The 23,228-nt window shown below is 77.5% G+C and carries 19 protein-coding genes and 1 riboswitch; of the genes, 12 read left to right on the top strand and 7 right to left on the bottom strand.

All coding sequences use genetic code 11. The annotated features are described in order from the left end of the window. The first annotated feature begins 8 nt into the window (after positions 1-8). Positions 9-4,289 carry an alpha-(1->3)-arabinofuranosyltransferase domain-containing protein gene (locus WA616_RS03490; protein WP_336027337.1) on the top strand — a complete coding sequence of 1,427 codons (4,281 nt, stop codon included), beginning with the start codon at positions 9-11 and terminating at the stop codon, positions 4,287-4,289. On the opposite strand, the gene WA616_RS03485 is transcribed toward WA616_RS03490, so the two are convergent. Then, positions 4,187-5,434, bottom strand: a complete 1,248-nt coding sequence (locus WA616_RS03485; protein WP_336027335.1) for an acyltransferase family protein — start codon at positions 5,432-5,434, stop codon at positions 4,187-4,189. The genes WA616_RS03490 and WA616_RS03485 overlap by 103 nt on opposite strands. A gap of 108 nt (positions 5,435-5,542) precedes the next feature. Here WA616_RS03485 and WA616_RS03480 point away from each other — a divergent pair, with 108 nt between their 5' ends. Continuing rightward, the gene (locus tag WA616_RS03480; protein ID WP_336027334.1) at positions 5,543-6,298 is read left to right on the top strand and encodes a class I SAM-dependent methyltransferase; all 756 of its coding nucleotides are present in this window, start codon (positions 5,543-5,545) and stop codon (positions 6,296-6,298) included. Positions 6,299-6,308: 10 nt separating this feature from the next. On the opposite strand, the gene WA616_RS03475 is transcribed toward WA616_RS03480, so the two are convergent. The 3 genes from WA616_RS03475 to WA616_RS03465 all read right to left on the bottom strand — a co-directional run bounded on the left by WA616_RS03475 (position 6,309) and on the right by WA616_RS03465 (position 8,589). Then, positions 6,309-6,938 (bottom strand): TetR/AcrR family transcriptional regulator, encoded by a 630-nt coding sequence (locus WA616_RS03475; RefSeq protein WP_336027333.1) that lies wholly within the window; start codon positions 6,936-6,938, stop codon positions 6,309-6,311. A gap of 10 nt (positions 6,939-6,948) precedes the next feature. Further along, on the bottom strand, positions 6,949-7,752 hold the full coding sequence (locus WA616_RS03470) for a class I SAM-dependent methyltransferase (RefSeq protein ID WP_336027332.1): 804 nt from the start codon (positions 7,750-7,752) through the stop codon (positions 6,949-6,951). A gap of 69 nt (positions 7,753-7,821) precedes the next feature. Continuing rightward, the gene (locus tag WA616_RS03465; protein ID WP_336027331.1) at positions 7,822-8,589 is read right to left on the bottom strand and encodes an SDR family NAD(P)-dependent oxidoreductase; all 768 of its coding nucleotides are present in this window, start codon (positions 8,587-8,589) and stop codon (positions 7,822-7,824) included. Positions 8,590-8,696: 107 nt separating this feature from the next. Here WA616_RS03465 and WA616_RS03460 point away from each other — a divergent pair, with 107 nt between their 5' ends. From WA616_RS03460 to WA616_RS03445, 4 genes are all read left to right on the top strand, one after another. Further along, the gene (locus WA616_RS03460) at positions 8,697-10,028 is read left to right on the top strand and encodes an MFS transporter (protein ID WP_336027330.1); all 1,332 of its coding nucleotides are present in this window, start codon (positions 8,697-8,699) and stop codon (positions 10,026-10,028) included. Between the two features lie 41 nt (positions 10,029-10,069). Continuing rightward, the gene (locus WA616_RS03455; RefSeq protein ID WP_336027329.1) at positions 10,070-11,614 is read left to right on the top strand and encodes a gluconokinase; all 1,545 of its coding nucleotides are present in this window, start codon (positions 10,070-10,072) and stop codon (positions 11,612-11,614) included. 17 nt (positions 11,615-11,631) lie between these two features. Beyond that, complete coding sequence (locus WA616_RS03450) at positions 11,632-13,092, top strand: GntP family permease (protein ID WP_336027328.1); 1,461 nt, start codon at positions 11,632-11,634, stop codon at positions 13,090-13,092. 84 nt (positions 13,093-13,176) lie between these two features. Beyond that, entirely contained in the window at positions 13,177-14,751 is a 1,575-nt protein-coding gene (locus WA616_RS03445) for an FMN-binding glutamate synthase family protein (protein ID WP_336027326.1), read from the top strand. Positions 14,752-14,796: 45 nt separating this feature from the next. Here the strand turns inward: WA616_RS03445 and WA616_RS03440 are convergent, their stop codons facing one another. Next, positions 14,797-15,435: an FMN reductase gene (locus WA616_RS03440; RefSeq protein ID WP_336027324.1), complete on the bottom strand. Its 639-nt coding sequence runs from the start codon at positions 15,433-15,435 to the stop codon at positions 14,797-14,799. Then, positions 15,432-16,577 (bottom strand): LLM class flavin-dependent oxidoreductase, encoded by a 1,146-nt coding sequence (locus WA616_RS03435; RefSeq protein ID WP_336027322.1) that lies wholly within the window; start codon positions 16,575-16,577, stop codon positions 15,432-15,434. Before WA616_RS03435 ends, WA616_RS03440 begins: the two co-directional genes overlap by 4 nt. A gap of 255 nt (positions 16,578-16,832) precedes the next feature. On the opposite strand from WA616_RS03435, the gene WA616_RS03430 reads away from it, so the two are divergent. The 6 genes from WA616_RS03430 to WA616_RS03405 all read left to right on the top strand — a co-directional run bounded on the left by WA616_RS03430 (position 16,833) and on the right by WA616_RS03405 (position 21,919). Continuing rightward, positions 16,833-17,723 (top strand): DivIVA domain-containing protein, encoded by an 891-nt coding sequence (locus WA616_RS03430; RefSeq protein WP_336027320.1) that lies wholly within the window; start codon positions 16,833-16,835, stop codon positions 17,721-17,723. A gap of 151 nt (positions 17,724-17,874) precedes the next feature. Next, positions 17,875-18,038: riboswitch (cyclic di-AMP (ydaO/yuaA leader) on the top strand. Between the two features lie 211 nt (positions 18,039-18,249). After that, positions 18,250-19,194, top strand: coding sequence for a transglycosylase SLT domain-containing protein (locus tag WA616_RS03425; protein ID WP_336027317.1), 945 nt, complete (start codon positions 18,250-18,252; stop codon positions 19,192-19,194). A gap of 7 nt (positions 19,195-19,201) precedes the next feature. Continuing rightward, positions 19,202-19,855, top strand: coding sequence for a class I SAM-dependent methyltransferase (locus WA616_RS03420; protein WP_336027316.1), 654 nt, complete (start codon positions 19,202-19,204; stop codon positions 19,853-19,855). Positions 19,856-19,879: 24 nt separating this feature from the next. After that, positions 19,880-20,722, top strand: a complete 843-nt coding sequence (locus WA616_RS03415; protein WP_336027314.1) for an SDR family NAD(P)-dependent oxidoreductase — start codon at positions 19,880-19,882, stop codon at positions 20,720-20,722. 34 nt (positions 20,723-20,756) lie between these two features. Then, the gene (locus tag WA616_RS03410) at positions 20,757-21,455 is read left to right on the top strand and encodes a DUF72 domain-containing protein (RefSeq protein ID WP_336027312.1); all 699 of its coding nucleotides are present in this window, start codon (positions 20,757-20,759) and stop codon (positions 21,453-21,455) included. A 74-nt stretch (positions 21,456-21,529) separates the two neighbouring features. After that, positions 21,530-21,919 (top strand): hypothetical protein, encoded by a 390-nt coding sequence (locus WA616_RS03405; protein ID WP_073420179.1) that lies wholly within the window; start codon positions 21,530-21,532, stop codon positions 21,917-21,919. On the opposite strand, the gene WA616_RS03400 is transcribed toward WA616_RS03405, so the two are convergent. After that, positions 21,901-23,190: a M18 family aminopeptidase gene (locus tag WA616_RS03400; RefSeq protein WP_336027311.1), complete on the bottom strand. Its 1,290-nt coding sequence runs from the start codon at positions 23,188-23,190 to the stop codon at positions 21,901-21,903. The two genes, WA616_RS03405 and WA616_RS03400, sit on opposite strands and share 19 nt — an antisense overlap. Positions 23,191-23,228 lie beyond the last annotated feature (38 nt).

Genomic DNA, 23,228 nt, shown 5'->3' with positions numbered 1-23,228 from the left:
CCGGGGCCGTGGCCGCGCCCCCGCTGACGACCGAGCCCGCCGGACCCCGTCCGGCGGGCTCGGTCGCGTCCCCGGCCCGCCCGGGGCCCGCCCGCGCTGACCGGGCCGCGCCGGACCCCTCGCCCCCGGGCCGGCTGCTCGACCGCGCGCGCCTGGCCGTCGTCTGCCTCGGCCTCGTCGCGCTGGCGCTGTCCCAGTCGCCGGGCCGGGTCGTGTCCGACACCAAGCTCGACGTCTGGGTCGACCCGCTCGGCTTCCTCGGCCGGGCGCTGTCGATGTGGGACCCGGAGGGCTTCGCCGGCCAGGTGCAGAACCAGGCCTACGGCTACCTGTGGCCGATGGGCCCGGTCAGCGCCCTGCTCCGCGGCGCCGGCCTGCCGCCCTGGGTGGTCCAGCGGCTGTGGTGGGCGCTGCTGCTGTGCACCGCCTTCCTCGGCGTCGTGGTGCTGGCGCGGCGGCTGCGGATCGGCTCGCCCGCCGCGGTCGTCCTCGGCGGCCTGGCGTACGCGCTCGCCCCGCGGATGGTCACCTCGCTCGGCGCGACGTCGATCGAGGTGCTGCCCATGGCGGTCGCACCGTGGGTGCTGGTGCCGCTGGTCGGCGCCGCGGCACTGGGCTCCCCGCGCCGGGCGGCCGCGCTGTCGGGGCTGGCGGTGTTCTGCGCGGGCGGGGTCAACGCCGTCGCCGCGGCCGCCGTCCTCCCGCTGCCGGTGCTGTGGCTGCTCACCCGCCGCCCGGGGCGGGCGCGGCGGCGCCTGGCCGCCTGGTGGGCGCTCGCGGTGGTGCTGGCCACCGCGTGGTGGGCCGGGCCGCTGCTGCTGCTCGGCCGCTACAGCGTCCCGTTCCTCGACCTGATCGAGACGGCGGCGACGACCACCGCGCCCACCGACCTGTTGTCAGTGCTGCGCGGCACCGACCACTGGGTCCCGGCGCTGGCCACCTCCGCGGGCCCGCTGTGGCCGGCCGGCTGGTCGCTGCTGCACGACGCCGTCCCCGTGACCGCGACCGTGGTGGTCGCCGCCGCCGGCCTCGCCGCGCTCTGCCGGCCCCGGCTGCGCGAGCGGACCTGGCTGGTGCTGGGCGTCCTCGCCGGCGCGGCGCTGGTGACCATGGGCCACCTGGCCGCCGTCGACGGCGTGCTGGCCGGCTGGCTGCGCGAGGCCCTCGACGGCCCGCTCGCGCCGCTGCGCAACGTGCACAAGTTCGACCCGGTGCTGCGGCTGCCGCTGGTGCTGGCGCTGGTCGACCTCGTCACCGCCGCGGCCGCCGCGGCGGCCCGTCCCGGTGCGGTCCGGCGCCCGGGCCGGCCGCTGCCCGCCCTCCTCGCCCGCGCCGCCGCCCCGGTGCGCCGGGCCGCCCCCGCCGCGGCCCGCGTCGGGTGCCGGGCGACGGTGGCCGTGGTCGTGCTCGGCGTCGCCGGGGTGGCCCTCCCGGCGGTGCAGGGCCGGCTGGCGCCGCCGGCCGGGTTCGAGACGGTGCCCGGCTACTGGCAGCAGGCCGCCGACTTCCTCGCCCGCGACACCCCGTCCGGGCGGGCGCTGCTAGTCCCCGGCTCCTCCTTCGCCACCTACGGCTGGGGGACGCCGAACGACGAGCCGATGCAGGTGCTCGCCGAGTCGCCGTGGGAGGTGCGCAACGCGGTCCCGCTCGCGCCGAACGCGCACGTCCGGGTGCTCGACGCGATCGAGGCCCGGCTGGCCGCGGGGCAGGGCTCGGAGGCGCTCACCCGTTACCTGGCGCGGGCCGGCATCTCGCACGTCGTCGTCCGCAACGACCTCGACGTCGGCGCCTCCGGGTCCCCGCGGCCGGTGCTCGTGCACCAGGCCCTGCGGGACTCGCCCGGCATCCGGCGGGTCGCCGCCTTCGGCCCCGACTTCCCCGGCGCCGCCCTGCTGGGGCGCGTCTTCGACGCCGGGCTCGCCCAGCCGCTGCCCGCGGTCGAGGTGTTCGGCGTCGCCGACCCGGCACCCCGGGCCTGGACGGCGCCGCTCGCGGACGCCGTCACCGTGTCCGGCGGGCCGGACGGCGTCCTGGCGCTGGAGGACCAGGGGCTGGTCACCGGGCGGCCCACCGTGCTCGCCGGTGCCGGCGTCGAGGGCACCGGGGGCGTGGCGGTCTCCGACGCGCTGGTGCGGCGCGAGCGGAGCATGGGCCGCCTGACCGACGCCGCCTCGCAGGGGCTGGCGCCGGAGGACCCGCTCCGCCTCGACGCGCCCGCCCGCGACCACCTGCTCGACGACCAGGCGGCCGCGGAGAGCGTCGTCCGCTACACCGGCGCCGTCCCGGGGGCCGCGGCGTCGGCGTCGGACGCCGACAGCTACGGCGGCGCGGACCCCGCCCGCTCGCCCTGGGCCGCCGTCGACGGCGACCCGACCACCGCCTGGTACCCGCCCGACGACGTCGGGACGCCGGCGCCGGTCGAGTGGACCCTGCGCGCCGACGAGCCGGTCGGCGCCCTCGCCGTGAGCGTGACCCTGCCGCCGGACGTGGCCGCCGACCCGCCGTCGGTGCTGCTGGTCGGCACGGACACCGGCTCGCTGCGGGTCCGGCCGGCCGCGTCGGCGGCGCCGCAGCAGGTGCCCCTCCCGCCGGGCGCCACGCGGTCGATCCGCCTCTCGGTGCCGGCGGGCGAGACGCTCGGGCTGGCCGAGGTGGCGGTGCCCGGCCTGACCGTCACGCGGTCGGTCGTGCTGCCCGAGCCCGGCGCCGCGGCCGACGCCTGGGTGCTCGACGCGGCCGGCGCCCCGGTGGCCGGGTGCGCCACCTCCACCGACGCCGACCTGCGCTGCGGCGCCCCGCTCGTCGACGCCGCCGAGGAGCCCGCCGGCCTCGACCGGGTGCTGACCGTGACGGGGGACGCCTCCTACGACCTGGCGCTCACCGCGGTGCCGCGGGCCGGCCCCGCGCTCGACGAGCTGCTGGCCTCCTCGTCGGGGACCTTCAGCCGGGTGGCCGCGAGCAGCACCGCCGTCCCCGACCCGCGGGCGGGCGCCGCCGCCGTCGCCGACGGGGACCCGGAGACCGCCTGGCACGCCGCCGCCGACGACGGCTCGCCCACCCTGGTGGTCAGCTGGCTGACGCCGCAGACCGTCGACCGGCTGCGCGTGGAGACCGCCGGGTCGGTGACCGGCGCCCGGCCCGGCGCGGTCACCCTCTCCGGCGGCGGGATCACCCGCACCCTGCGCCTCGACGACGACGGCGCGGTCTCCTTCACACCGGTGACCACCGACCGCCTGACGATCACCTTCGAGCTGGCCGGGCGCACCGAGTCGTTCGACCCCTACACGCGCACGACCGCCGACCTCGGCGTCGTCGTGGGCGAGCTCGAGGTCACCGCGCTCGCGGTGCCCGACCCCGGCCGGGTGGTCGAGGTGCCCTGCGGCGAGGGGCCCGGAGTGGCGCTCGACGGGCAGCGGTTCGAGACGTCGGTGCGCACCACCCTCGGCGCGCTGCGCGACCTCACCCCGCTGCCGCTCGAGCTCTGCGACCCGGCGGGGGAGACCGTACGGCTCGGGCCGGGGGAGCACCGGTTCACCGCCGCCGGCACCCCGGAGCTCGCCGTCCGCTCCGCCACGCTGCTGCGCACCGGCGGCGCGCTGGCCGCCACGCCCGGCACCGACGTCGACCGCGCCGCCGCCGACGTCGTCCGGTGGGGGACCGAGCAGCGCGAGGTGCGGGTCGCCGCCCGCGACGAGCCGGCGCTGCTCGTGGTGCCGGAGAACGCCAACCCCGGGTGGACCGCCACGCTGGACGGCACCGCGCTGGAGGGGGTGGCCGTCGACGGCTGGCAGCAGGGCTGGGTGCTGCCCGCCGGAGCCGCGGGCACCGTCCGGCTGGACTACGGGCCCGGCGGCACCTACCGCGCGGCGCTGGCCGGCGGTGCCGCGGCGGTGGCGCTGCTCGTCGCGCTGGCGGTCTGGAAGCCGGCGACCGCGCCCGGCCCGCCCGCGCGCCGGTCCGCCCGGCCCGCCCGCGGCCGGCGGCTCCTCGCGGGGACCGTCGCGCTCGCCGCCCTGGCCGGCACCGCACTGGCCGGTGGGACGGGAGGCCTCGCGGTGCTCGCCGTCGCCGCGGTGCTCGGGATGGCCGCCGGGCGCCGCCGGTTCGCGGTGCTGGGCGTGCTCGCCGCCTCGCTGGTGGCGGCCGCGGGCGTCCTGCTGGCGGTCGACGGCGCCGCCGAGGCGCGTCAGGCGCTCGGCGTGGCCGCGCTGTCGGTCGCCGTCGCCTCGGTCCTGCCGCTGCCGCCGCTGCGCCGCCGGCGGGAGAGCGCCACGCCGTCGGCGGCGTGACGGAACCGCCGCAGGGGCCGCTCCACGAGCACGTACAGCAGCCAGGCGACGCCCACCCCCGCGAGCCAGGTGGCCGGCGCGACCAGCACCAGCGGCCCGGTGAACACCGGCGTGCCGGTGAGGTCGTAGCCGCCGGTCAGCAGCACCACGTGCACGAGGAACAGGCCGTAGGAGACCTCGCCGAGCAGCCGCGCCGTGCGGCCGGACAGCGCCGCCCGCACCCGGCCGCGCTGCTCGCCGAGGACCAGCGGCGCCACCAGCAGGACGGCGACGCCGCCGTAGAGGAGGGAGCGGGTGACCGCCTGGCCGGCCGACGGCGCGGCCAGGCCGAGCGGCCCGGCCACCGGCGTGCAGGCGATCCAGAACAGCACCGCCGCGCCTGCCCAGCAGGTGCCGAGGCTGCCGGCGAGCTCGCGGACCACCCGCACCGGCCGCCAGCCCGGGTCGGCGACGGTCAGCGCCGCCAGCGCGACGCCACCGGCGAACCAGCCCGAGAAGGCCGGCAGCCACAGGTCGGTCGGGACGAAGGTGCGCTGCGCGGTCCAGACGGCGACCAGCCAGGCCAGGCCGAGGAGCGCCGCGCCGCCGAGCGCGGCCAGCACCGGCCAGGGGCGGCGGGGGTCGCGCCGGCCCAGGCGCACCAGCCCGCCGGCGGCCAGCGGCAGGACCAGGTAGAAGGCGACCTCGGTGCACAGGCTCCAGGTGTGCGTGAGGCCTGCCGCGAAGCCGCCGTCGTCGTAGACCTGGACAAGCAGCAGGTGGCGGACCCAGGTCGCGGGCCCGGCGCCGTCGTTGCCGGGCAGGAGCAGCAGCGCCGCGGCGACGGTGATCCAGTAGGCGGGCAGGATCCGCAGCGCCCGCCGCCACAGGTAGGGGACCGCGCGCGGCGCCGGCCGCCCCTCGGCCCCCGCCAGCAGGAACGGGCGGGACAGCAGGAAGCCGGCCAGCACGAAGAACACCGGGACCCCGACGTCGAGGTGGGCGAGGACGCGGCCGGCGGCGGAGGACGTGTGGTCGCCCGTGGCGAACGCGGCGTGGGTGAGCACCACCGCCGTCGCGGCGAGGGCCCGCAGGCCGTCGAGCGCCGGGAACGCCCGCTCGGTGCGCGCGGCCGGGCCCCCCTCCAGGGCGGCGGAAGCCGTCACCGGTCCTCCCGTCGTCGCCGGGGTCCCTCCGGCGGGGAGCCCGTCCCGGCCAGCGTAGGAGGGCGGGGCTACCGGTCGGTAGGGTCCGCCCCCGGACGAGGAGGTGCCGTGCGGGGACGCGGACGGCTGGGCGAGCAGGTGCACGCGGACTGGACCCGGCTGGGCGCCGAGGACCCGCTGTGGGCGGTCTGGGTCGACCCCGACAAGCGGGGCGGCCGCTGGGACGTCGAGGAGTTCCTCGCCCTGGGGCGGGACGACGTCGACCGCACGCGCGCGTGGCTGGGGCGCCTGGGCCTGCCCACGGAGTGGGACCGCGTGCTCGACTTCGGCTGCGGTGCCGGCCGGCTGAGCCAGGCGCTCGCGCCGCACGCCCGGGAGGTGGTCGGCCTCGACGTCTCCGCGCCGATGCTCGACCGCGCCCGGGAGCTCGACCGCAGCGGCGGCCGCTGCCGGTTCGTGCTCGCCGAGGACGCCGACCTGCACCCGGTGCCCGACGCCTCCGTGGACCTGGTGCTCACCGAGCGCGTCCTCCAGCACCTCCCGCCCGGCGGCGCCGAGCGGGCGCTGGCCGGGTTCCTGCGCGTGCTGCGGCCCGGCGGCGTCGCGGTGCTGCACTGCCCGACGACGCCGCTGTGGACCGCCCGCGGGGTCGTCTGGCGGGTGGCCCCGACCCGGCTGGTGCGCTGGGCGCAGACTCGGCTGCTCGGCTACCCGGCGCCGATGCTGATGACCGGCGTGCCGGAGGAGCGGGTGCGGGCGGTCGCCGCGGCCGCGGGCGGCCGCGTGGTGGACGTGCAGGCCGTCGTCGAGCCGGCGACGCACTGGGCGGCCGCCCGCTACGTCGTCGTCAGGGACGCCGGCTGACCCCCGCGGGTCAGGAGCGGCGGGCGACCAGCTGCACGAGGACCTCGGTCGCGACGTCGGTGTCCTCGGCCAGCGAGGTCACCTCGCCGCGCTCGACGCGGGCGAGCATCAGCTCGTTGAGCCCGCCCACGGCGGCGAGCACCAGCGCCCGGCCGACCGGGCGCACCTCCTCGGGGTGCCGCTCGGCGAGCTCGGTGGCCACCGCGCAGATGAGCTCCACGTAGCGGTCGATCACCTGGCGGCGTAGGGCCAGCGCCGGCCGGCCCGCGGCCTGCACCTCGACGAGCGCGGCCCAGGCGACCTCCGGGTTGGCCGCCAGCACCTCGAGGTAGGCGCGGACGGCGGTGCGCAGCCGGTCGGGCCAGGCCAGCCCGGCGGCCGCGCCGCGCTCCTGCGCCGCGTGCACCGTGGCCAGCATCTTGTCGGTGGCCCGCGTGTAGAGCTCGAGGAGGCAGTGCTCCTTGTCGCGGAAGTGCGCGTACACGATCGTCTTGGACACCCGGCCCTCGCGGGCGATGTCGGAGATCGTGGTGGCCCGGTAGCCCTTGGCCGCCATGCAGGTGGCCAGCGCCAGCAGGATCCGGACGCGCCGCTGGGCGTCGTCCTCGGTGAGGTCCTCCGGGGTCACCAGGGCTTCCACGCCCGTGATGCTAGGCGTCGCGGGGCCCCGCACCGGCCTCCGACGCGGCCGCCGTCCCGTTCCCGGCTCCCGCGGACGGCCCGGCGAACGACTCCGCGACGACGACGGCACGCGCGGTGTAGAGCAACCAGTCGTACGGCGTGCCCCACACCTCCTCGACCGGCACCTGCTCCCACCGGGCGCCCGGCCCGGTGGCCCGCAGCGCGGTGAGCCGGGAGAAGGGCAGCGCGCCGGTGCGCAGCGCCTCGTCGAGGTCGGGGTTGTAGCCGACGGGCACGGTCACCCACAGGTGCCCGCCGGGGGCGAGCAGCTCGTGCAGCCGCCGCACCGCCCGCGCCGCCTTGCCGGGGTCGCGCGGCTCCTCGTCGAAGCCGACGTGCTCGAGCGTGCTGATCGCCAGCACCAGGTCGTAGCGCCCGTCCCCGTCGAGGTCGACGACGTCGGCGTTGCGGACCCCCGGCGCCCGCTCGTACTTGTCGACGACGTCGTGGGTGACCGGCCGGTAGTGCGACAGGACGTTGCCGACCTCGAGGACGCGCGGTGCGGGCCCGTGCGCGGCCGGCGCGGCGTCGAGCACCGCCTCGGCGAGCGGCACCTCGACGGCGCGCTCGTTGAGCCACGTCCAGTGGTAGGGGTGGCGCAGCAGCCGGTGCTCGGTGCCCTCGTGCGTGACGGTCGCCGTCCACGGCCGGCCCGCGCGGGCGCGGCCGAGCGCCCAGCGCGTCCCCCAGGACAGGCAGGCGGCGGCGACCGGGACGGCGCCCCGCTGCCGGGTGTGCTGCAGCACGCGGGCGGCGATGGCGGAGGCGGGCACGGCGCAGGAGTGTAGGTGTGCGCCCCGCCCGCCCCGGGCCGGCGGCGCGGTACCGGAGGTCCCGCCGGGTCAGCGCGGCGGCATGCGCAGGGCGCCGTCGAGCCGGATGGTCTCGCCGTTGAGCATCGGGTTGTCGACGATCGCGAGCGCGAGGCGGGCGAACTCGTCGGCGACGCCGAGCCGCCGCGGATGCGGGGTGGCCCGGCCGAGGGAGTCGCGCACCTCCGGCGGGAGCCGGGCGAGGATCGGGGTGTCGAAGGTGCCCGGGGCGATGGTGACGACCCGCACGAGCCGCTGGGCGAGGTCGCGGGCGGCGACGAGGGTGAGCCCGACGATCCCCGCCTTCGCCGAGGCGTAGGGGGCCTGGCCGACCTGCCCCTCGTAGGCGGCGACCGACGCGGTGAGCACGCAGACGCCGCGCTCCTCGCCGTCGAGCGGGTCGTGGGCTGCCATCCGGGCGGCGGCCTGGCTCAGGACGTTGAACGTCCCGACGAGGTTGACCCGCACGACCGCCTCGTACGCCTCGAGCGACCCGGGCCTGCCGTCGCGGTCCACGACGCGCAGCGCGCCGCCGCGGCCCGCGCAGTGCACCAGCGTGCGCAGCGGGGCGAGCTCGTCGGCCACCGCGACGGCGGCCGCCACCGCGTCGGGGTCGGTGACGTCGGCGGCGACGAACCGCGTCCGCCCGCCGAGGTCCGCCGCGACCTCGGCACCGGCCGACGCCGGCAGGTCGACCAGCACGGTGGGCACCCCGAGCCCGGCGAGCCGGCGGGCGGTGGCCAGGCCCAGGCCCGACGCCCCGCCGGTGACGACCGCGGATCCTGCCGTGACGTCCATGGACCTGCCCTCCCTCGGGTGCGCGCCGGGCGGAGCCTCCCACCGCGGGTGAGGGGACTCACCGCCGGTGCGGGAACACATCGCCCGCCGCCGCTGTCGTCCCCTGGGTGACCGCCCCGACGAACGAGCGCACGCCGGTGCGCGCCTACGCCGTCTGGCTCACCGCGCTGGCCGCCTACGTGGTCGCCGTCTTCCACCGCGCCTCGCTCGGCGTGGCGGGGGTGGAGGCGCAGCAGCGGTTCGACGCCGGCGCCTCGGCGGTCTCGCTGTTCCTCGTGCTGCAGCTGGCCGTCTACGCCGGCCTGCAGGTGCCGGTGGGCGTGGCGCTGGACCGCTTCGGCTCGCGGCGGCTGATCGTCGCGGGCGGGATCACGATGGCCGCCGGGCAGCTGGTGCTCGCGCTGGCCACCGACGTGCCCACCGCGATCGCGGCGCGCGTGCTGGTCGGCGCCGGCGACGCGATGACCTTCATCAGCGTGCTGCGCGTCGTCGGCTTCTGGTTCCCCGGGCGCACGGTCCCGCTGGTCACCCAGCTCACCGGCATCCTCGGCCAGGTCGGGCAGATCGTGGCCGCCTACCCGCTGGTGGCGCTGCTGCACTCGGCGGGCTGGCGCAGCACCTTCCTCGGCGCCGCGGCGGCCGGCGTGCTCGTCGTCGTCCTGGTGCTCGCCACGCTGCGCGACACCCCGCCCGGGATCGAGCTCGCCCCCGCCGCCGGCCTCGCCGACGTCCGCCGCAGCCTGGCGCTGACCTGGCGGGAGCCCGGCACCCGGATCGGCCTGTACACGCACCTGGTCACCCAGTTCTCCGGCACCGTGTTCGCGCTGCTGTGGGGCTATCCGTTCCTCGTCGTCGGGCAGGGGCTGTCCCCGGCGACGGCGGCGTCGCTGCTGACCCTGCTCGTCGTCGTCGGCATGGGCGTCGGGCCTCTGTTGGGCCGGCTGTGCGGGCGTTGGCCGCTGCGCCGGTCGGTGCTGGTCTTCTCGATCCTGGTGCTGACCGCGGGCACCTGGACCGTCGTGCTGCTGTGGCCCGGGCGCGCCCCGCTGTGGCTGCTGGTCGTGCTCGTCGTCGTCCTCGGCACCAACGGCCCCGGCTCGATGATCGGCTTCGACTTCGCCCGCACCTGGAACCCTGCCGAGCGGCAGGGCAGCGCCAGCGGGGTGGTCAACGTGGGCGGGTTCGTGGCCTCGCTGCTGACCATCCTCGCCGTCGGCGCGGTGCTCGACGCGCTGACGCCCGGCGCCTCCACCGCCTACGACCTCGACGCCTTCCGCGCCGCCTTCGCCGTGCAGTACCTGTTCTGGGCGGTCGGCCTGGTCGGCGTCGTCAAGCACCGCCGGGCGCTGCGCGCCCGCCTGGCCCGCGACGGCGTCGTGCTCGCGCCGCTGTACGTCGCGGTGTCGGCCCGCCTGCGCGGGGGCAGCGCCTACCGCTGAGCGGTCGCGCCCCGCGGGGCGCGACCGGCAGGATCGCGGCCATGGACGTCGTGGTCGGGCTGGACAGCGGGACGACGGCGACCAAGGCGGTGACCGCGGGCGCCGACGGGCGCGTGCGCGACCTGGTGAGCGTCGGCTACCGCCTGTCGGTGCCGGCGCCCGGCCGCGCGGAGCTCGACGCGCAGCGCCTGGCCGACGCCGCCGTCGAGGCGCTGGCCGCCGTGAGCGCCGCCGCCCGCGAGCGCGGCGACCGGGTGGTCGGCGTCTGCCTGTCCGCGGCGATGCACGGCCTGGTCCCCATGGACGACGACGGCCGCCCGCTCGGCCCGGTGGTCACCTGGGCCGACGACCGCGCCGCCGGCTTCGCCGAGGCCCTGCGCGCCGACGGCCGGGCCGGCGGGCTGCACACCCGCACCGGCACGCCGGTGCACCCGATGTCGCCGCTGCTCAAGCTCGCCGCCCTGCGCGCCGAGGACCCCGACCGGCTGGCGTCGGTGCCGCGCTGGGGCGGCGTCAAGGAGCTCGTGGTCTCCGCGCTGCGCGGCGGCCCGCAGGTGCTCGACCGCGCCTGCGCGTCGGCGACCGGTCTGTACGGCATCCGCGCCGGCACGTGGGACACCGAGGCGCTCGACGTCGCCGGCGTGCGCGCCGCCCAGCTCGGCGAGGTGCTGCCGACGACGGCGGTGCTGCCCGGCCTGCGGCCCGAGGTGGCCGCGGCCACCGGCCTGCCGCGCGACACCCCGCTGGTCCTCGGCGCCTCCGACGGCGTGCTGGCCAACCTCGGCATCGGCGCGGTGCGGCCGGAGGTGGCCGCGGTGTCGCTGGGCACGAGCGGCGCGATGCGGGTCGTCGTCCCCGCGCCCACGGTCGACCCCGCCCACCGGCTGTTCTGCTACGCGCTCACGGACGACCACTGGGTGGTCGGCGGCGCGGTCAACAACGGCGGCTCGGTGGTGCGCTGGGCGGCGCAGGCGCTGGCCGACGGCGACGCGCTGGGCGGTGAGGAGGCCGACGAGCTCGACGCCCGGCTGCTGGAGGAGGCGGCGGGCGTCCCGGCCGGCAGCGCCGGGCTGCTGTGCCTGCCCTACCTGCTCGGTGAGCGGGCGCCGTGGTGGCGCTCGGGCCTGCGCGGCGCCTACGTGGGCCTGCGCCGCGAGCACCGCCGCGGCCACCTGGTGCGCGCCGCCGTCGAGGGGGTGTGCCAGCAGCTGGCGCTGGTGCGCGACGCGTTCTCGGCCACCGGGCTGCCGGTCACCGAGGTGCGGGCGACCGGCGGCGCGGTGGCGTCCCCGCTGTGGGTGTCGACGCTGGCCGCCGCGCTGGACCTGCCGGTGCGGGTGGCCGACTCGCCGGAGGGCACGGGGCTCGGCGCCTGCCTGCTCGGCCTGCACGCGCTCGGGGCGCTGCCCGACCTCGACGCCGCCACCGCGCTGGTCGGCGTCTCCGACCCGGTCGAGCCCGACCCGGCCGCCGCCGACCTGTACCGGCGCACCCGGCCGCTGGTCGAGCAGTCGGCCCGGGCGCTGGCCGACGTCCTCACCACGCTCGACGCCCTCGACGACACCCCGTCCCAGACCCCCGCCTGAGCCCTGGAGGAACCGCCATGCCCGAGGTCGAGCCCGCGCTGGGCGCCGGACCGCTGCTCCTCATCGCCGCCGCCGCGGTGGGGGTCCTGCTGTTCCTCATCATGAAGCTCAAGCTGCACGCGTTCCTGGCGCTCGTCCTGGTGAGCCTGCTGACGGCGCTGGCGGCGCGGGTCCCGCTCGAGGACGTCGTCACCACCCTCACCGAGGGGTTCGGCGGCACGCTGGCCAACGTCGCGCTGCTCGTCGGCCTCGGCGCCATGCTCGGCCGGCTGCTCGAGCACAGCGGCGGGGCGCAGGTGCTCGCCGACAGCCTCATCGGCCGCTTCGGCGAGAAGCGCGCGCCGCTCGCGCTGGGCGTCGCCGCGCTGCTGTTCGGCTTCCCGATCTTCTTCGACGCCGGCCTCGTCGTCTTCCTGCCGATCGTGTTCACCGTCGCCCGCCGGCTGGGCGGCTCGCTGCTCACCTACGGCCTGCCGACCGCCGGCGCCTTCGCCGTGATGCACGCGTTCGTGCCGCCGCACCCCGGCCCGGTCGCGGCCGCCGAGCTGGTCGGCGCGGACATCGGCCTGGTCCTCGTCTTCGGGCTGCTCGTCGGCCTGCCCACCTGGTACCTCGGCGGCTACCTGTTCGGCCTGTGGGCCGGGCGCCGCTACGACGTCGCGGTGCCCGACGCCGTCGACGGCGACGGCGGCACCCCGCAGTCGCCGGAGCCGACCGTCGCCGGCACCGCGCCCGGTGTCGCGGGCGCCTCCGGCGGGAGCCGCACCGAGACGGCCACCCGGCCCGCACCGCCGTCGTTCGGCACCGTCGTCGGTCTCCTGCTGCTCCCGCTGGTGCTGATCTTCCTCAACACCGGGCTCACCACGCTCGCCACCGCGGGCGCCGTGGACGAGGGGTCGTTCGTCGTGCGCGCCGGCCAGCTGCTCGGCGCCACCCCGGTCGCGCTGCTGGTCACCGTCCTCGTGGCGATCCTGGTGCTCGGCCGGCGGCGGGGGGAGAGCGGCGCGCAGGTCGAGTCGATCGTCAACAGCGCCCTGGGCCCGGTCTGCGCGATCATCCTGATCACCGGCGCGGGCGGCATGTTCGGCGGCGTCCTGCGCGCCAGCGGCATCGGCACCGCGCTGGCCGACGTCCTCGGGGACATCGGGCTGCCGGTCATCGTCGCGGCGTTCGTCATCTCGGTCCTGCTGCGCATCGCGCAGGGGTCGGCCACCGTCGCGCTCACCACGGCCGCCGGCCTGATCGCGCCGGTCATCGAGGCCACCGACGGCCTGTCGTCGATCGACCTCGCGCTCATCGTCATCGCCATCGCGGCCGGGGCCACCGTGCTCTCCCACGTCAACGACTCGGGGTTCTGGCTGGTCAGCCGGTTCTTCGGGATGGACGAGAAGACGACGCTCAAGACCTGGACGGTCATGGAGACGCTGCTCGGGACGATCGGCTTCGCGCTGGCGCTCGTGCTCAGCCTCTTCCTCTAGCGGCCGGGGAGCGGACGGCGCGCGGACGCCGCCGTTCCGCGCCACGATGACGGCCGGACCGCAACGGAGCGGGGAGGGGTCGTCATGAGGGGTGCGGCGCGGGCGGCGGTGGCCGGGCTCGGCGCGGTGGCGGCGGTGGCCGCCCGGGACCTGGTGCAGCGGGAGCACACGCTGCTGCGCAACTTCCCCGTGCTGGGGCACGCCCGCTACCTGCTGGAGTCGATCGGCCCGGAGCTGCGGCAGTACCTGGTGGCCGGCAACAACGAGGAGCGGCCCTTCACCCGCGACCAGCGCCGGTGGGTGTACGCCTCGGCGAAGGGCGAGAACAACTACTTCGGCTTCGGTACCGACAACGACCTCGAGTACACCGCCGGCTACCCGGTGATCAACCACCGCACGTTCGGCCGCGCCGTCCCGCCGTCGCACCCGGCCTCGGCGGCCGACGTCGCCCTGCCCTCGGCGAAGGTGCTCGGCGGCCCGCGCGGGCGGGCGCGGGCGTTCCGGCCGGCGTCGGTGGTGAACGTGTCGGCGATGAGCTTCGGCTCGCTGTCGGGGGCCGCCGTCGAGGCGCTCAACCGGGGCGCGGCGCTGGCCGGGTGCCTGCACAACACCGGCGAGGGCGGCCTGTCGGTGCACCACCGGCACGGCGGCGAGCTGGTCTTCCAGATCGGCACCGCCTACTTCGGGTGCCGCGACGACCGGGGCCGCTTCGACCTGCGCCGGCTGCAGGACCTGGTGGCGTCGGCGCCGGTGCGGGCGCTGGAGGTCAAGCTCAGCCAGGGCGCGAAGCCGGGCCTGGGCGGGGTGCTGCCGGCGGCGAAGGTGAGCGCGGAGATCGCCGCGGCCCGCGGGGTGCGCGAGGGCGTCGACTGCGTCAGCCCGTCGCGGCACGCGGAGTTCACCGACGCCGACAGCCTGCTCGACTGGGTGGAACTGCTGGCCGACGCGACGGGCCTGCCGGTGGGCATCAAGTCCGCCGTCGGCGACATGGCGTTCTGGGACGAGCTGACCGGGCTGATGGCCGCGGGCGACCGCGGGGTGGACTTCGTGACGATCGACGGCGGGGAGGGCGGCACGGGTGCCGCGCCGCTCATCTTCACCGACTCGGTGTCGCTGCCCTTCCAGCTCGGCTTCGCCCGCGTGTACTCGGCGTTCGCCCGCCGGGGGATCGCCGAGCGGGTGACGTTCGTGGGCGGCGGGAAGCTCGGCCTGCCCGACAACGCGGTGGTGGCGTTCGCGCTGGGCTGCGACACGGTGAACATCGCGCGGGAGGCGATGCTGGCGATCGGCTGCATCCAGGCGCAGAAGTGCCACACCGACACCTGTCCCACCGGCGTCGCCACCCAGAACGCGTGGCTGGCGCACGGGCTGGACCCGCAGCGGAAGTCGGTGCGGCTGGCCAACTACGTGGCCACCCTGCGCCGCGACCTGCTCAAGGTCGCCGAGGCGTGCGGCGTCGAGCACCCGGGCCTGATCGACACCGGGTCGGTGGAGGTGCTCACCGGGCGGACGGCGTCGACCCCGCTCGGCGAGGTCTTCGGCTACGAGCCGGGGTGGGGGCTGCCCTCGGCCGCCGACCGCGCGGAGATCGTCGCGCTCATGACGGCCGCGGCGCCCCAGGGCGGCTCGGCACCCCCGTCGGAGACGGCTCAGGCATAGGAAGCTCCACGCACGTCCTGGGGTCCAGGACGTGCGTAGAGCTTCCTATGCCTCGCCCCGGAGGAGCTGCTCGAAGGAGGGGACGTCGGCGAAGGGGTCCGCCGGGCGGGCCGACGCCGGGCGCCCGGTGACCAGGTCGGCCAGCTCGCCGGCCGCGCGGGTGACCCGGCCGCTGAGCTCGGCGCTGGTGCCGTCGCCGCCGGCCCAGTCCTCGCTCGCCGCGAACACCGCCGTCGGCACGGTCACCGCCCGCAGGTAGGCGAACAGCGGCCGCATGGCGTGCTCGAGCACCAGCGAGTGCCGCGCGGTGCCCGCGGTGGCCGCCAGGAGCACCGGCTTGCCGGTGAGCGCGTCCTTGTCGAGCACGTCGGCGAAGGACTTGAACAGGCCGCTGTAGGAGGCGGTGAACACCGGGGTGACGGCGACGACGCCGTCGGCCCCGGTGACGGTCTCGATGGCCGCGCGCAGCGCCGCGTTCGGGAAGCCGGTGACGAAGGCGTCGGCGAGGTCGCGGGCGTGCTCGCGCAGCTCGACGACCTCCACCGTGGCGTCCTCGCCCCGCTGGCGCAGGGCGGCGACGGTCGCGGCGGTCAGCCGGTCGGCGAGCAGCCGGGTCGACGACGGCGTCGACAGCCCGGCGCTCACCACGGCCAGGGTCCTGGTGGTGCCGGTGCGGGTGGTCATGCGGGGACCTCCTCGGCGGTGCGCCCGGTGACGTCGTCGCCGGCGGCGTGCACGGTCGGGTCGACCGCGCCGCCGCGCGCGGCGACGCGCGAGGCGTGGGTGGGGGCGTCGGGCACGTGCGCGGGCTTGAGGGCGGCGAACTCGCGGCGCAGCACCGGCACGACCTCCTCGCCGAGCAGGTCGAGCTGCTCGAGCACGGTCTTCAGCGGCAGGCCCGCGTGGTCGACGAGGAACAGCTGGCGCTGGTAGTCGCCGACGTAGTCGCGGAAGCCGAGGGTCCGCTCGATCACCTGCTGCGGGGAGCCGACGGTCAGCGGCGTCTCGCGGGAGAAGTCCTCCAGCGACGGGCCGTGGCCGTAGACCGGAGCCTCGTCGAAGTAGGGCCGGAACTCGGCGACGGCGTCCTGCGAGTTCTTCCGCATGAACACCTGGCCGCCGAGGCCGACGATCGCCTGGTCGGCGCGGCCGTGGCCGTGGTGCTCGAAGCGCGAGCGGTAGAACTCGACCATCCGCTGCGTGTGCTCCTTCGGCCAGAAGATGTGGTTGGAGAAGAAGCCGTCGCCGTAGTAGGCGGCCTGCTCGGCGATCTGCGGGCTGCGGATCGAGCCGTGCCAGACGAACGGCGCGACGCCGTCCAGCGGCCGCGGCGTGGACGTGAAGCCCTGCAGGGGGGTGCGGAACCGGCCGGTCCAGTCGACGACGTCCTCGTCCCACAGCCGGCGCAGCAGCGCGTAGTTCTCGACGGCGAGCGGGATGCCGTTGCGGATGTCCTGGCCGAACCACGGGTAGACCGGGCCGGTGTTGCCGCGGCCCATCATCAGGTCGACGCGGCCGCCGGCGAGGTGCTGCAGCATCGCGTAGTCCTCGGCGATCTTCACCGGGTCGTTGGTGGTGATCAGGGTCGTCGACGTCGACAGCTGCAACCGGCTGGTCTGCGCGGCGATGTAGGCCAGCGTGGTGGTGGGGGAGGACGAGAAGAACGGCGGGTTGTGGTGCTCGCCCAGGGCGAAGACGTCGAGCCCGACCTCCTCGGCCTTCTTCGCGATGGTGACGACGTCCTGGATCCGCTGTGCCTCGCTGGGCGTGCGGCCGGTCGTGGGGTCGGTCGTGATGTCGCTGACCGTGAAGATCCCGAACTGCATCTCGTCCTCCATCTAGTTGAGAGCGCAACTACGGTACCGCGTGCAACACCAGGAGCCCCCAGGCATTCCCGGGCCCGCGTGACCGCGCCGTGACCTCCCCGTCGCTCCGGGTGATCGGTCCGGCACGGCCGGATGTGCCCACTCCGGAGGGGCCCGCGGCGCCCTCCCGCGCGGCAGCGGCGGTGGGAGCCTGTGATCACCGTCTCCGGCGCGCCGGGGCGGGCCGGGTCGGACGGGCACCGAGGGGGAACCGGGATGGCGCAGCAGGACGAGGGCACCGCCCAGCAGCGGGCGGAGGGCGGGGCCGGGCCCCGGCCGGGGAGCGGCCTCGACGGCCTCCTCGGCACGGCCCCGGTGTTCACCGGCGCCGTCCGCGGCTACGACCGCGGCCAGGTCGACGCCTACGTGGACTGGGCCGAGACCGAGGTGCTCGTCCTGCGCCGCGAGAACGACCACCTGCTCACCCGCTACGCCGCCGTCTCGGCCGACCTGCAGGCGGCGCGCGCCCGGCTCACCTCGCTCGTCCGCGAGCGGGACGCCGCGCCCGGCCCGGAGGAGGCGCAGGCCCTCCGCGAGCGCGCGGAGCAGGAGGCCGCGGCGCTGCTCTCCGCCGCCGAGGAGGAGGCCCGGCAGGTCCTCGACGACGCCCGGACCGAGGCGGCGGCGCGCCTGTCCGGCGTCGCGGAGATGCGCGAGGCGGTGACGGCGCTGCGCGACCAGACCCGGTCGGAGGCCGCGGCGGTCCTGGAGGCGGCCCGCCGGGAGGCCGAGGGCCTGCGCCGCGCGGCCGCCGAGGAGCGCGACCGGCTCGACCGGGAGGCCGCCGAGGGGCGGGCGCGTGCCGACGCCGAGGCGGCCGAGCGTCGCCGCGCGCTGGAGTCCGAGCTCGGCCCGCTGCTCGAGCGCTGCGAGCAGGCGCGCGGGTGGCTGCGCCGGCTGACCGGCCAGCTCGACGAGGCGCTCGCCGTGGTCGCGGGGGCGCTGCCCGACGACGTCGCCGTCCTCGCCGACCGCCGGGAGGCCGGCATCGGCAGCGGCGCAGGAGGCGGCTCCGGGGACGGCGCGGCCGCCCCCGCGGACGGCGATGCGTCGCAGCTCACGGTGCTGCAGGGCGGCAGCCGGCCCGAGGTCGCGGCGGCCTCCTGACCGGCGCGGACGGCCGCCCGGCGGGGTCCCGGGGCACCCCGCCGGTCCCGGCCGTCCCACGCACATCTCCGGTCCCGTGTTGTCACGGACCGGTAACGACGCCTACCGTGACCGCGTCCGGTCGGTCGTCTCGTCCCCACCCGGGGAGCCTGACCGGACGCCGCCGAGTCGCGTCCGCACCCGCGGTCGCGAGCCGGGGACCCACCGCAGTCCTGGGGTGAATCGCACCCCGGCGAGCGACCGCTCGCCTGGTGCGTAGGGCTTCTTCCCGCCCGAACCCGTCAGCTAACCCGGTAGGCGGCCACGGAAGGAACGGAGAGTCTCCGCATGCCCGCCTCCGGGCCTCCCCGGCCCGCAGGTGCAGCCGTGCGCGCGCTGCGCGCCCCCGCGTCCGCCTGACGCCGGCTCCCACCTGCCCGCTCCCGGCCCCCCGCCGGGACCCGTGGACCGCGACATCCGCCAGACCGCGTGGCACCGCCCGAACCCCGGGCGACCGCGCACTCTCCCTCGGAGCACCCACCCCCTCATGCGTTCCCGTACCCGCACCTCCGCCGCCGACGCGCCCGCGACCGTCGAGGCCAGCGTCGTCGAGAGCACCGCCGTCGAGAGCACCGCCGTCGAGAGCCCCGCCGTCGAGAGAACCGACACCGCCGTCCTCGAGGCCGTCCGGCCCGCGAGGGTCCGCCGCGGCTCCCCGCTGCTCGGCCCCCGCCGCCCCGCGCTGCTGCTCGGCGCCGCGGCCGCCGGCGCGCTCGTCGTCGGCGTGCTGTCCACCAGCAGCCCCGCCGCCTCCGCCGGCACCGACACCGTCAGCGCCTCGGTGAGCGTGGCCGAGCAGCTCGGCATCCCGCAGCAGCCGGCCGCGTCCGCGCCGGCCGTCGAGGAGACCGACCTCGCGCCGCTGGAGGACCTCGCCGCCTCCCGCAGCCAGCGCTCGGCCGACGAGACCACCGCCGCGCAGGCCCAGGCCGCCGCCGACCAGGCCGAGCTCGACCGCCGCGCCGCCGAGGAGGCCGCGCGGATCGCCGCCGAGCAGGAGGCCGCCCGCCGCGCCGCCGAGGAGGCCGCCGCCCGCGCCGCCGCCGAGGCCGCCGCCGCGGAGCAGGCCGCCGCGGCCGCCGCCCAGCAGCAGTCGACCTCCGCCGCCGCCCCGGCGCCGGCCGCCTCCGCCGCCCCGGCCGCCCGCGGCTCCTTCAAGGAGTACGCGATGAGCAAGGTCGGCAGCGGCGAGCAGTTCTCCTGCCTCGAGAGCCTGTGGGGCAAGGAGAGCGGCTGGAACCCCAACGCGCAGAACCCGAGCAGCACCGCCTACGGGATCCCGCAGTTCCTCGACTCCACCTGGGCCAGCACCGGCATCGCCAAGACCTCCGACGGCTACCGGCAGATCGACGCGGGCCTCATCTACATCGAGGAGCGCTACGGCTCCCCGTGCGCCGCGTGGGCGCACTCCCAGTCCACCGGCTGGTACTGATCGCCGCGTGACGGAGGCCGGTCCCCGGGTCGTGCCCGCGGGCTTCGTCCGCGCGCACACCCAGGTCCGCCGTCCGTCGCTGGTCCCGGAGGTGCGGCTGCACGTCGCCGACGACGTCGTCGCCCTCTGGGAGGCCATGGAGGTCGCCGCGGGCGGCGCCGGTGAGGCGCCGCCGTTCTGGGCGGCCGCCTGGCCGGGCGGGCAGGCGCTGGCCCGCGCGGTGCTCGACGGCGCGGTGCCGGTGGGTGGCCGCCGCGTGCTCGACCTCGGGTCGGGCAGCGGCCTGGTCGCGATCGCCGCGGTGCTCGCCGGCGCCCGGCACGTGCTCGCCAGCGACGTCGACCCGTTCTCGCGGACGGCGGTCGGCGTCAACGCCGGCCTCAACGGGGTGGCCGGCATCAGCGTCACCGGCGACGTGCTCGACCGCGAGCCGCCTGCCGTCGACGTCGTCCTGGCCGGCGACGTCTGCTACGACCGCGAGATGACCGAGCGGGTGCTGCCCTTCCTCGACCGGGCCCGCGCCCGCGGCTGCGAGGTGCTGGTCGGCGACCCCGGCCGCCCCTACCTGCCGCACGAGCGGCTGGAGCCGGTGCTCGCCCTCGACGTCCCCGAGACCGAGGGGCCGGGCCTGCGCCGCACCACCGTCTGGCGGCTGCCCTGACCCCCGGCGGCTAGCGTCCGCGGCGTGCGCCCCTACGACTTCACCGGCACCGCCGTCGTCACCGGTGCCGCCAGCGGCATCGGCGCGGCCCTGGCGCCGCAGCTGGCCGCCCGCGGCACCGACCTCGTCCTGCTCGACCGCGACGGCGACCGGCTGGAGCGCGTCGCCGCGTCGGTGCGGGCGGCCTCCCCGGGGCGGGCCGTGGACACCGTCGTCGCCGACCTGGCCGACGACGGGCAGGTGCGCGCGGCCGCCGACGCGCTGGTCCGCGACCACCCGGCGACGACGCTGCTCGTGAACAACGCCGGCGTCGCGCTGGCCGGCCGCTTCGACCAGGTGACCCTCGAGGAGTTCGACTGGGTCCTCGACGTCAACCTGCGCGCCGCCGTCCGGCTCACCCACGCCCTGCTGCCCACGCTGCGGGCCCATCCCGGCGCGCACGTCGTGTGCGTGTCCAGCCTGTTCGGGCTGATGGCGCCGGCCGGGCAGGTGGCCTACGCGACGAGCAAGTTCGCCGTCCGCGGCTTCGCCGAGGCGCTGCGGCACGAACTCGCGGACGACGGCGTGGGCGTCACCAGCGTGCACCCCGGCGGCATCGCCACCCGGATCGCCGAGACCGCGCGGCTGGGCAGCGGCGTCGATCCCGCGGAGGCCGCGCGGGGCACCGCCGAGTTCTCCCGGCTGCTGCGCTACCCGGCCGACCGCGCGGCGCGGCGCATCGTCGAGGCCGTGGAGCGCCGCCGCCCGCGGCTGCTCATCGGCGCCAGCGCCGTCGTGCCCGACGTCCTCGTGCGGCTCGCGCCCGGCTCCTACGGGCGGGTGCTGGCCGGCGCCGCGCGGCTGGCGGGCCTCCGCCGCGGGGCCTGAGCCCGCCGGTGGCCGTCCACGTCGGCACGTCGGGGTGGAGCTACGACCACTGGGACGGCGTCCTGTACCCGCCGGGGACGCCGCAGCGGGACCGGCTGGCGCACTACGTGCGCCGGTTCGGCACCGTGGAGCTCAACGCAGCTTCTACCGCTGGCCGTGCACCGCCGCCTTCGCCTCGTGGCGGCGCCGGCTGCCCGAGGGCTTCCAGATGTCGGTCAAGGCCCCGCGCGGGCTCACCCACGCGAAGCGGCTGTACGGCCCGGAGGCGTGGGTCGAGCGGATGGCCGCGGCCTGGCACGAGCTCGGCCCCCGGCGGGCGGTGCTGCTGGTCCAGCTGCATCCGGCGGCGGCGCGGGACGACGCCCGGCTCGCGTACTTCCTGTCGCTGGTGCCGCCGTGGATGCGGGTCGCCGTGGAGTTCCGGCACCCGAGCTGGCACGACGAGGCCGTGTTCGCGCTGCTCGAGCGGCACGGCGCCGCCTACTGCGTCATGAGCGGCGCCGGCCTGCCGTGCATGCTGCGTGCGACCGCGCCGTTCGTCTACGTCCGGCTGCACGGCCCCGACCCGGCGCACCTGTATGCCGGCTCCTACCCGGACGCCGACCTGCGCTGGTGGGCCGACCGGATCGGCGAGTGGGCGGGGCAGGGCCGCGACGTGTACGCCTACTTCAACAACGACGGCCACGGCCACGCGGTGCGCGACGCGGAGTCGCTGCGGGCCCTGGTCGGCTGAGCGCGGCCCCGCCGCTGCCGCGAGACTGGGCCGGGACCCGCCGGCGGCGGTGGGCGGAGCCGGGGGAGGACGACGTGACCGAGCCGGAGGAGACGCCGCGCGACGGCGGCCGGGTGGCGCGCACGGTCGAGGACTTCGTCGCGCAGCTGCGCGGCTTCACCGACCGGGCCACCCGGCTCGCCGCGGGCGCGGTGCCGTCGGGGCTCGCGCTGCCGCGGCTGCCCTCGCCGCCGGGGGCGATGTCGGCGGCGCAGGTCCGCTCGATCGCCGCGTCGGTGAAGGCGCAGCGGCAGCTGATCGAGGGCCTGGTCGGGCAGCTGCAGGCCTTCGACGAGCAGCTCGCCGTCTTCGAGCGGATCCTCGACCCGCTGGTGGAGTGGAGCTCCACCTGGGCGCGGCTGGAGGAGTCCTTCGCCGACGTCGTCCGCCGGTCACCGACCGATCCTCAGACCCCGTCCTCGTAGCAGGCGGTGAGCGCCGCCACCACGAGCGGGACGTCGAGCGCCGAGGCCAGCTCGCGGCAGGAGTGCATGGCCAGCATCGGCGCGCCGACGTCGACGGTGGTCAGCCCCAGCCGGGTCGCCGTCAGCGGGCCGATCGTCGAGCCGCACGGCAGGTCGGCGCGGGAGACGAACGTTTGCACCGGCACGCCGGCCTCGGCGCACCGCTCGGCGAACCACGCGCCGCCGGCCGCGTCGGTGGCGTAGGCCTGGTTGGCGTTCACCTTCACCACCGGGCCGCCGCCGAGCTGCGGGGCGTGGGCGGGCTCGTGCCGGTCGTACCGGGTCGGGTGGACGGCGTGCGCCATGTCGGCCGAGACCAGCCGCGAGCGGGCCAGCGCCCGGGGCAGGGCCTGCGGGTCGCCGCCGTCGGTGACCGCCACGACCCGCCGGACGACGTCCTCGAGGAAGCTGCCGCGCGCGCCGGACATCGAGCCGCTGCCCACCTCCTCGTGGTCGTTCGCCACGAACACCTGCGTGCGGGCGCCGGGTGCGGCGGCGATCAGCGCGGTGACGCCGGCGTGGCAGCTGGCCAGGTTGTCCAGCCGGGGCGCGGCGATCCAGGTGCCGTCGGCGCCGGTGGTGCCCGCCGGCTGGGTGTCGGCCAGCACGAGGTCGGAGGCGAGCACGTCGGCGGGCGCGACGCCGCCGGCCTCCGCGAGCGCCTCGGTCAGGCCGGGCTCGGTGCCGAGGTCGCGCGACCACACCGGGACCAGGTGCCGCTGCGGGTCGAGGGTCAGGCCCTCGCGCACCGAGCGGTCGAGGTGGATGGCCAGTGAGGGAAGCCGCAGCGGGGCGCCGTCGAGCCGGACCAGCTCCGTGCGCCCGCCGCGCAGCACCACGCGGCCGGCCACGGTGAGCTCGCGGTCGAGCCAGGTGTGCCACAGCCCGCCGCCGTACGGCTCGACGCCGACCAGCCGGTAACCGGCCTGCCGTACGTCGGAGCGGGGCCGCACGCGGAAGGTGGGGGAGTCGGTGTGCGCGCCGGCCAGCCGCATGCCCGCCTCGGCGAGCGGCGCCGTGCCCAGCCGGAAGGCGACGACGCTGCCGCCCCGCACCACGGCGTACAGGCCGCCGGGGGCGAGGGTCCAGGCGTCGTCCTCGGCCAGCACGGTGGCGCCGGCCGCGGTCAGCCGGTGGGTGAGCTCGGCGACGGCGTGGAAGGGGGACGGCGAGGCGTCGACGAGGGCGCGCAGGTCGTCGCCGGGGGAGAGGCCGGGGGAGAGGTCGGGCACCTCCGCGATCCTGCCCCACGGACCGGACGGGCTCGACC

The organism is Geodermatophilus sp. FMUSA9-8 (assembly GCF_037034165.1).
GTDB lineage: Bacteria > Actinomycetota > Actinomycetes > Mycobacteriales > Geodermatophilaceae > Geodermatophilus > Geodermatophilus nigrescens.
This window is presented reverse-complemented; position numbering and strand designations above follow the sequence as displayed.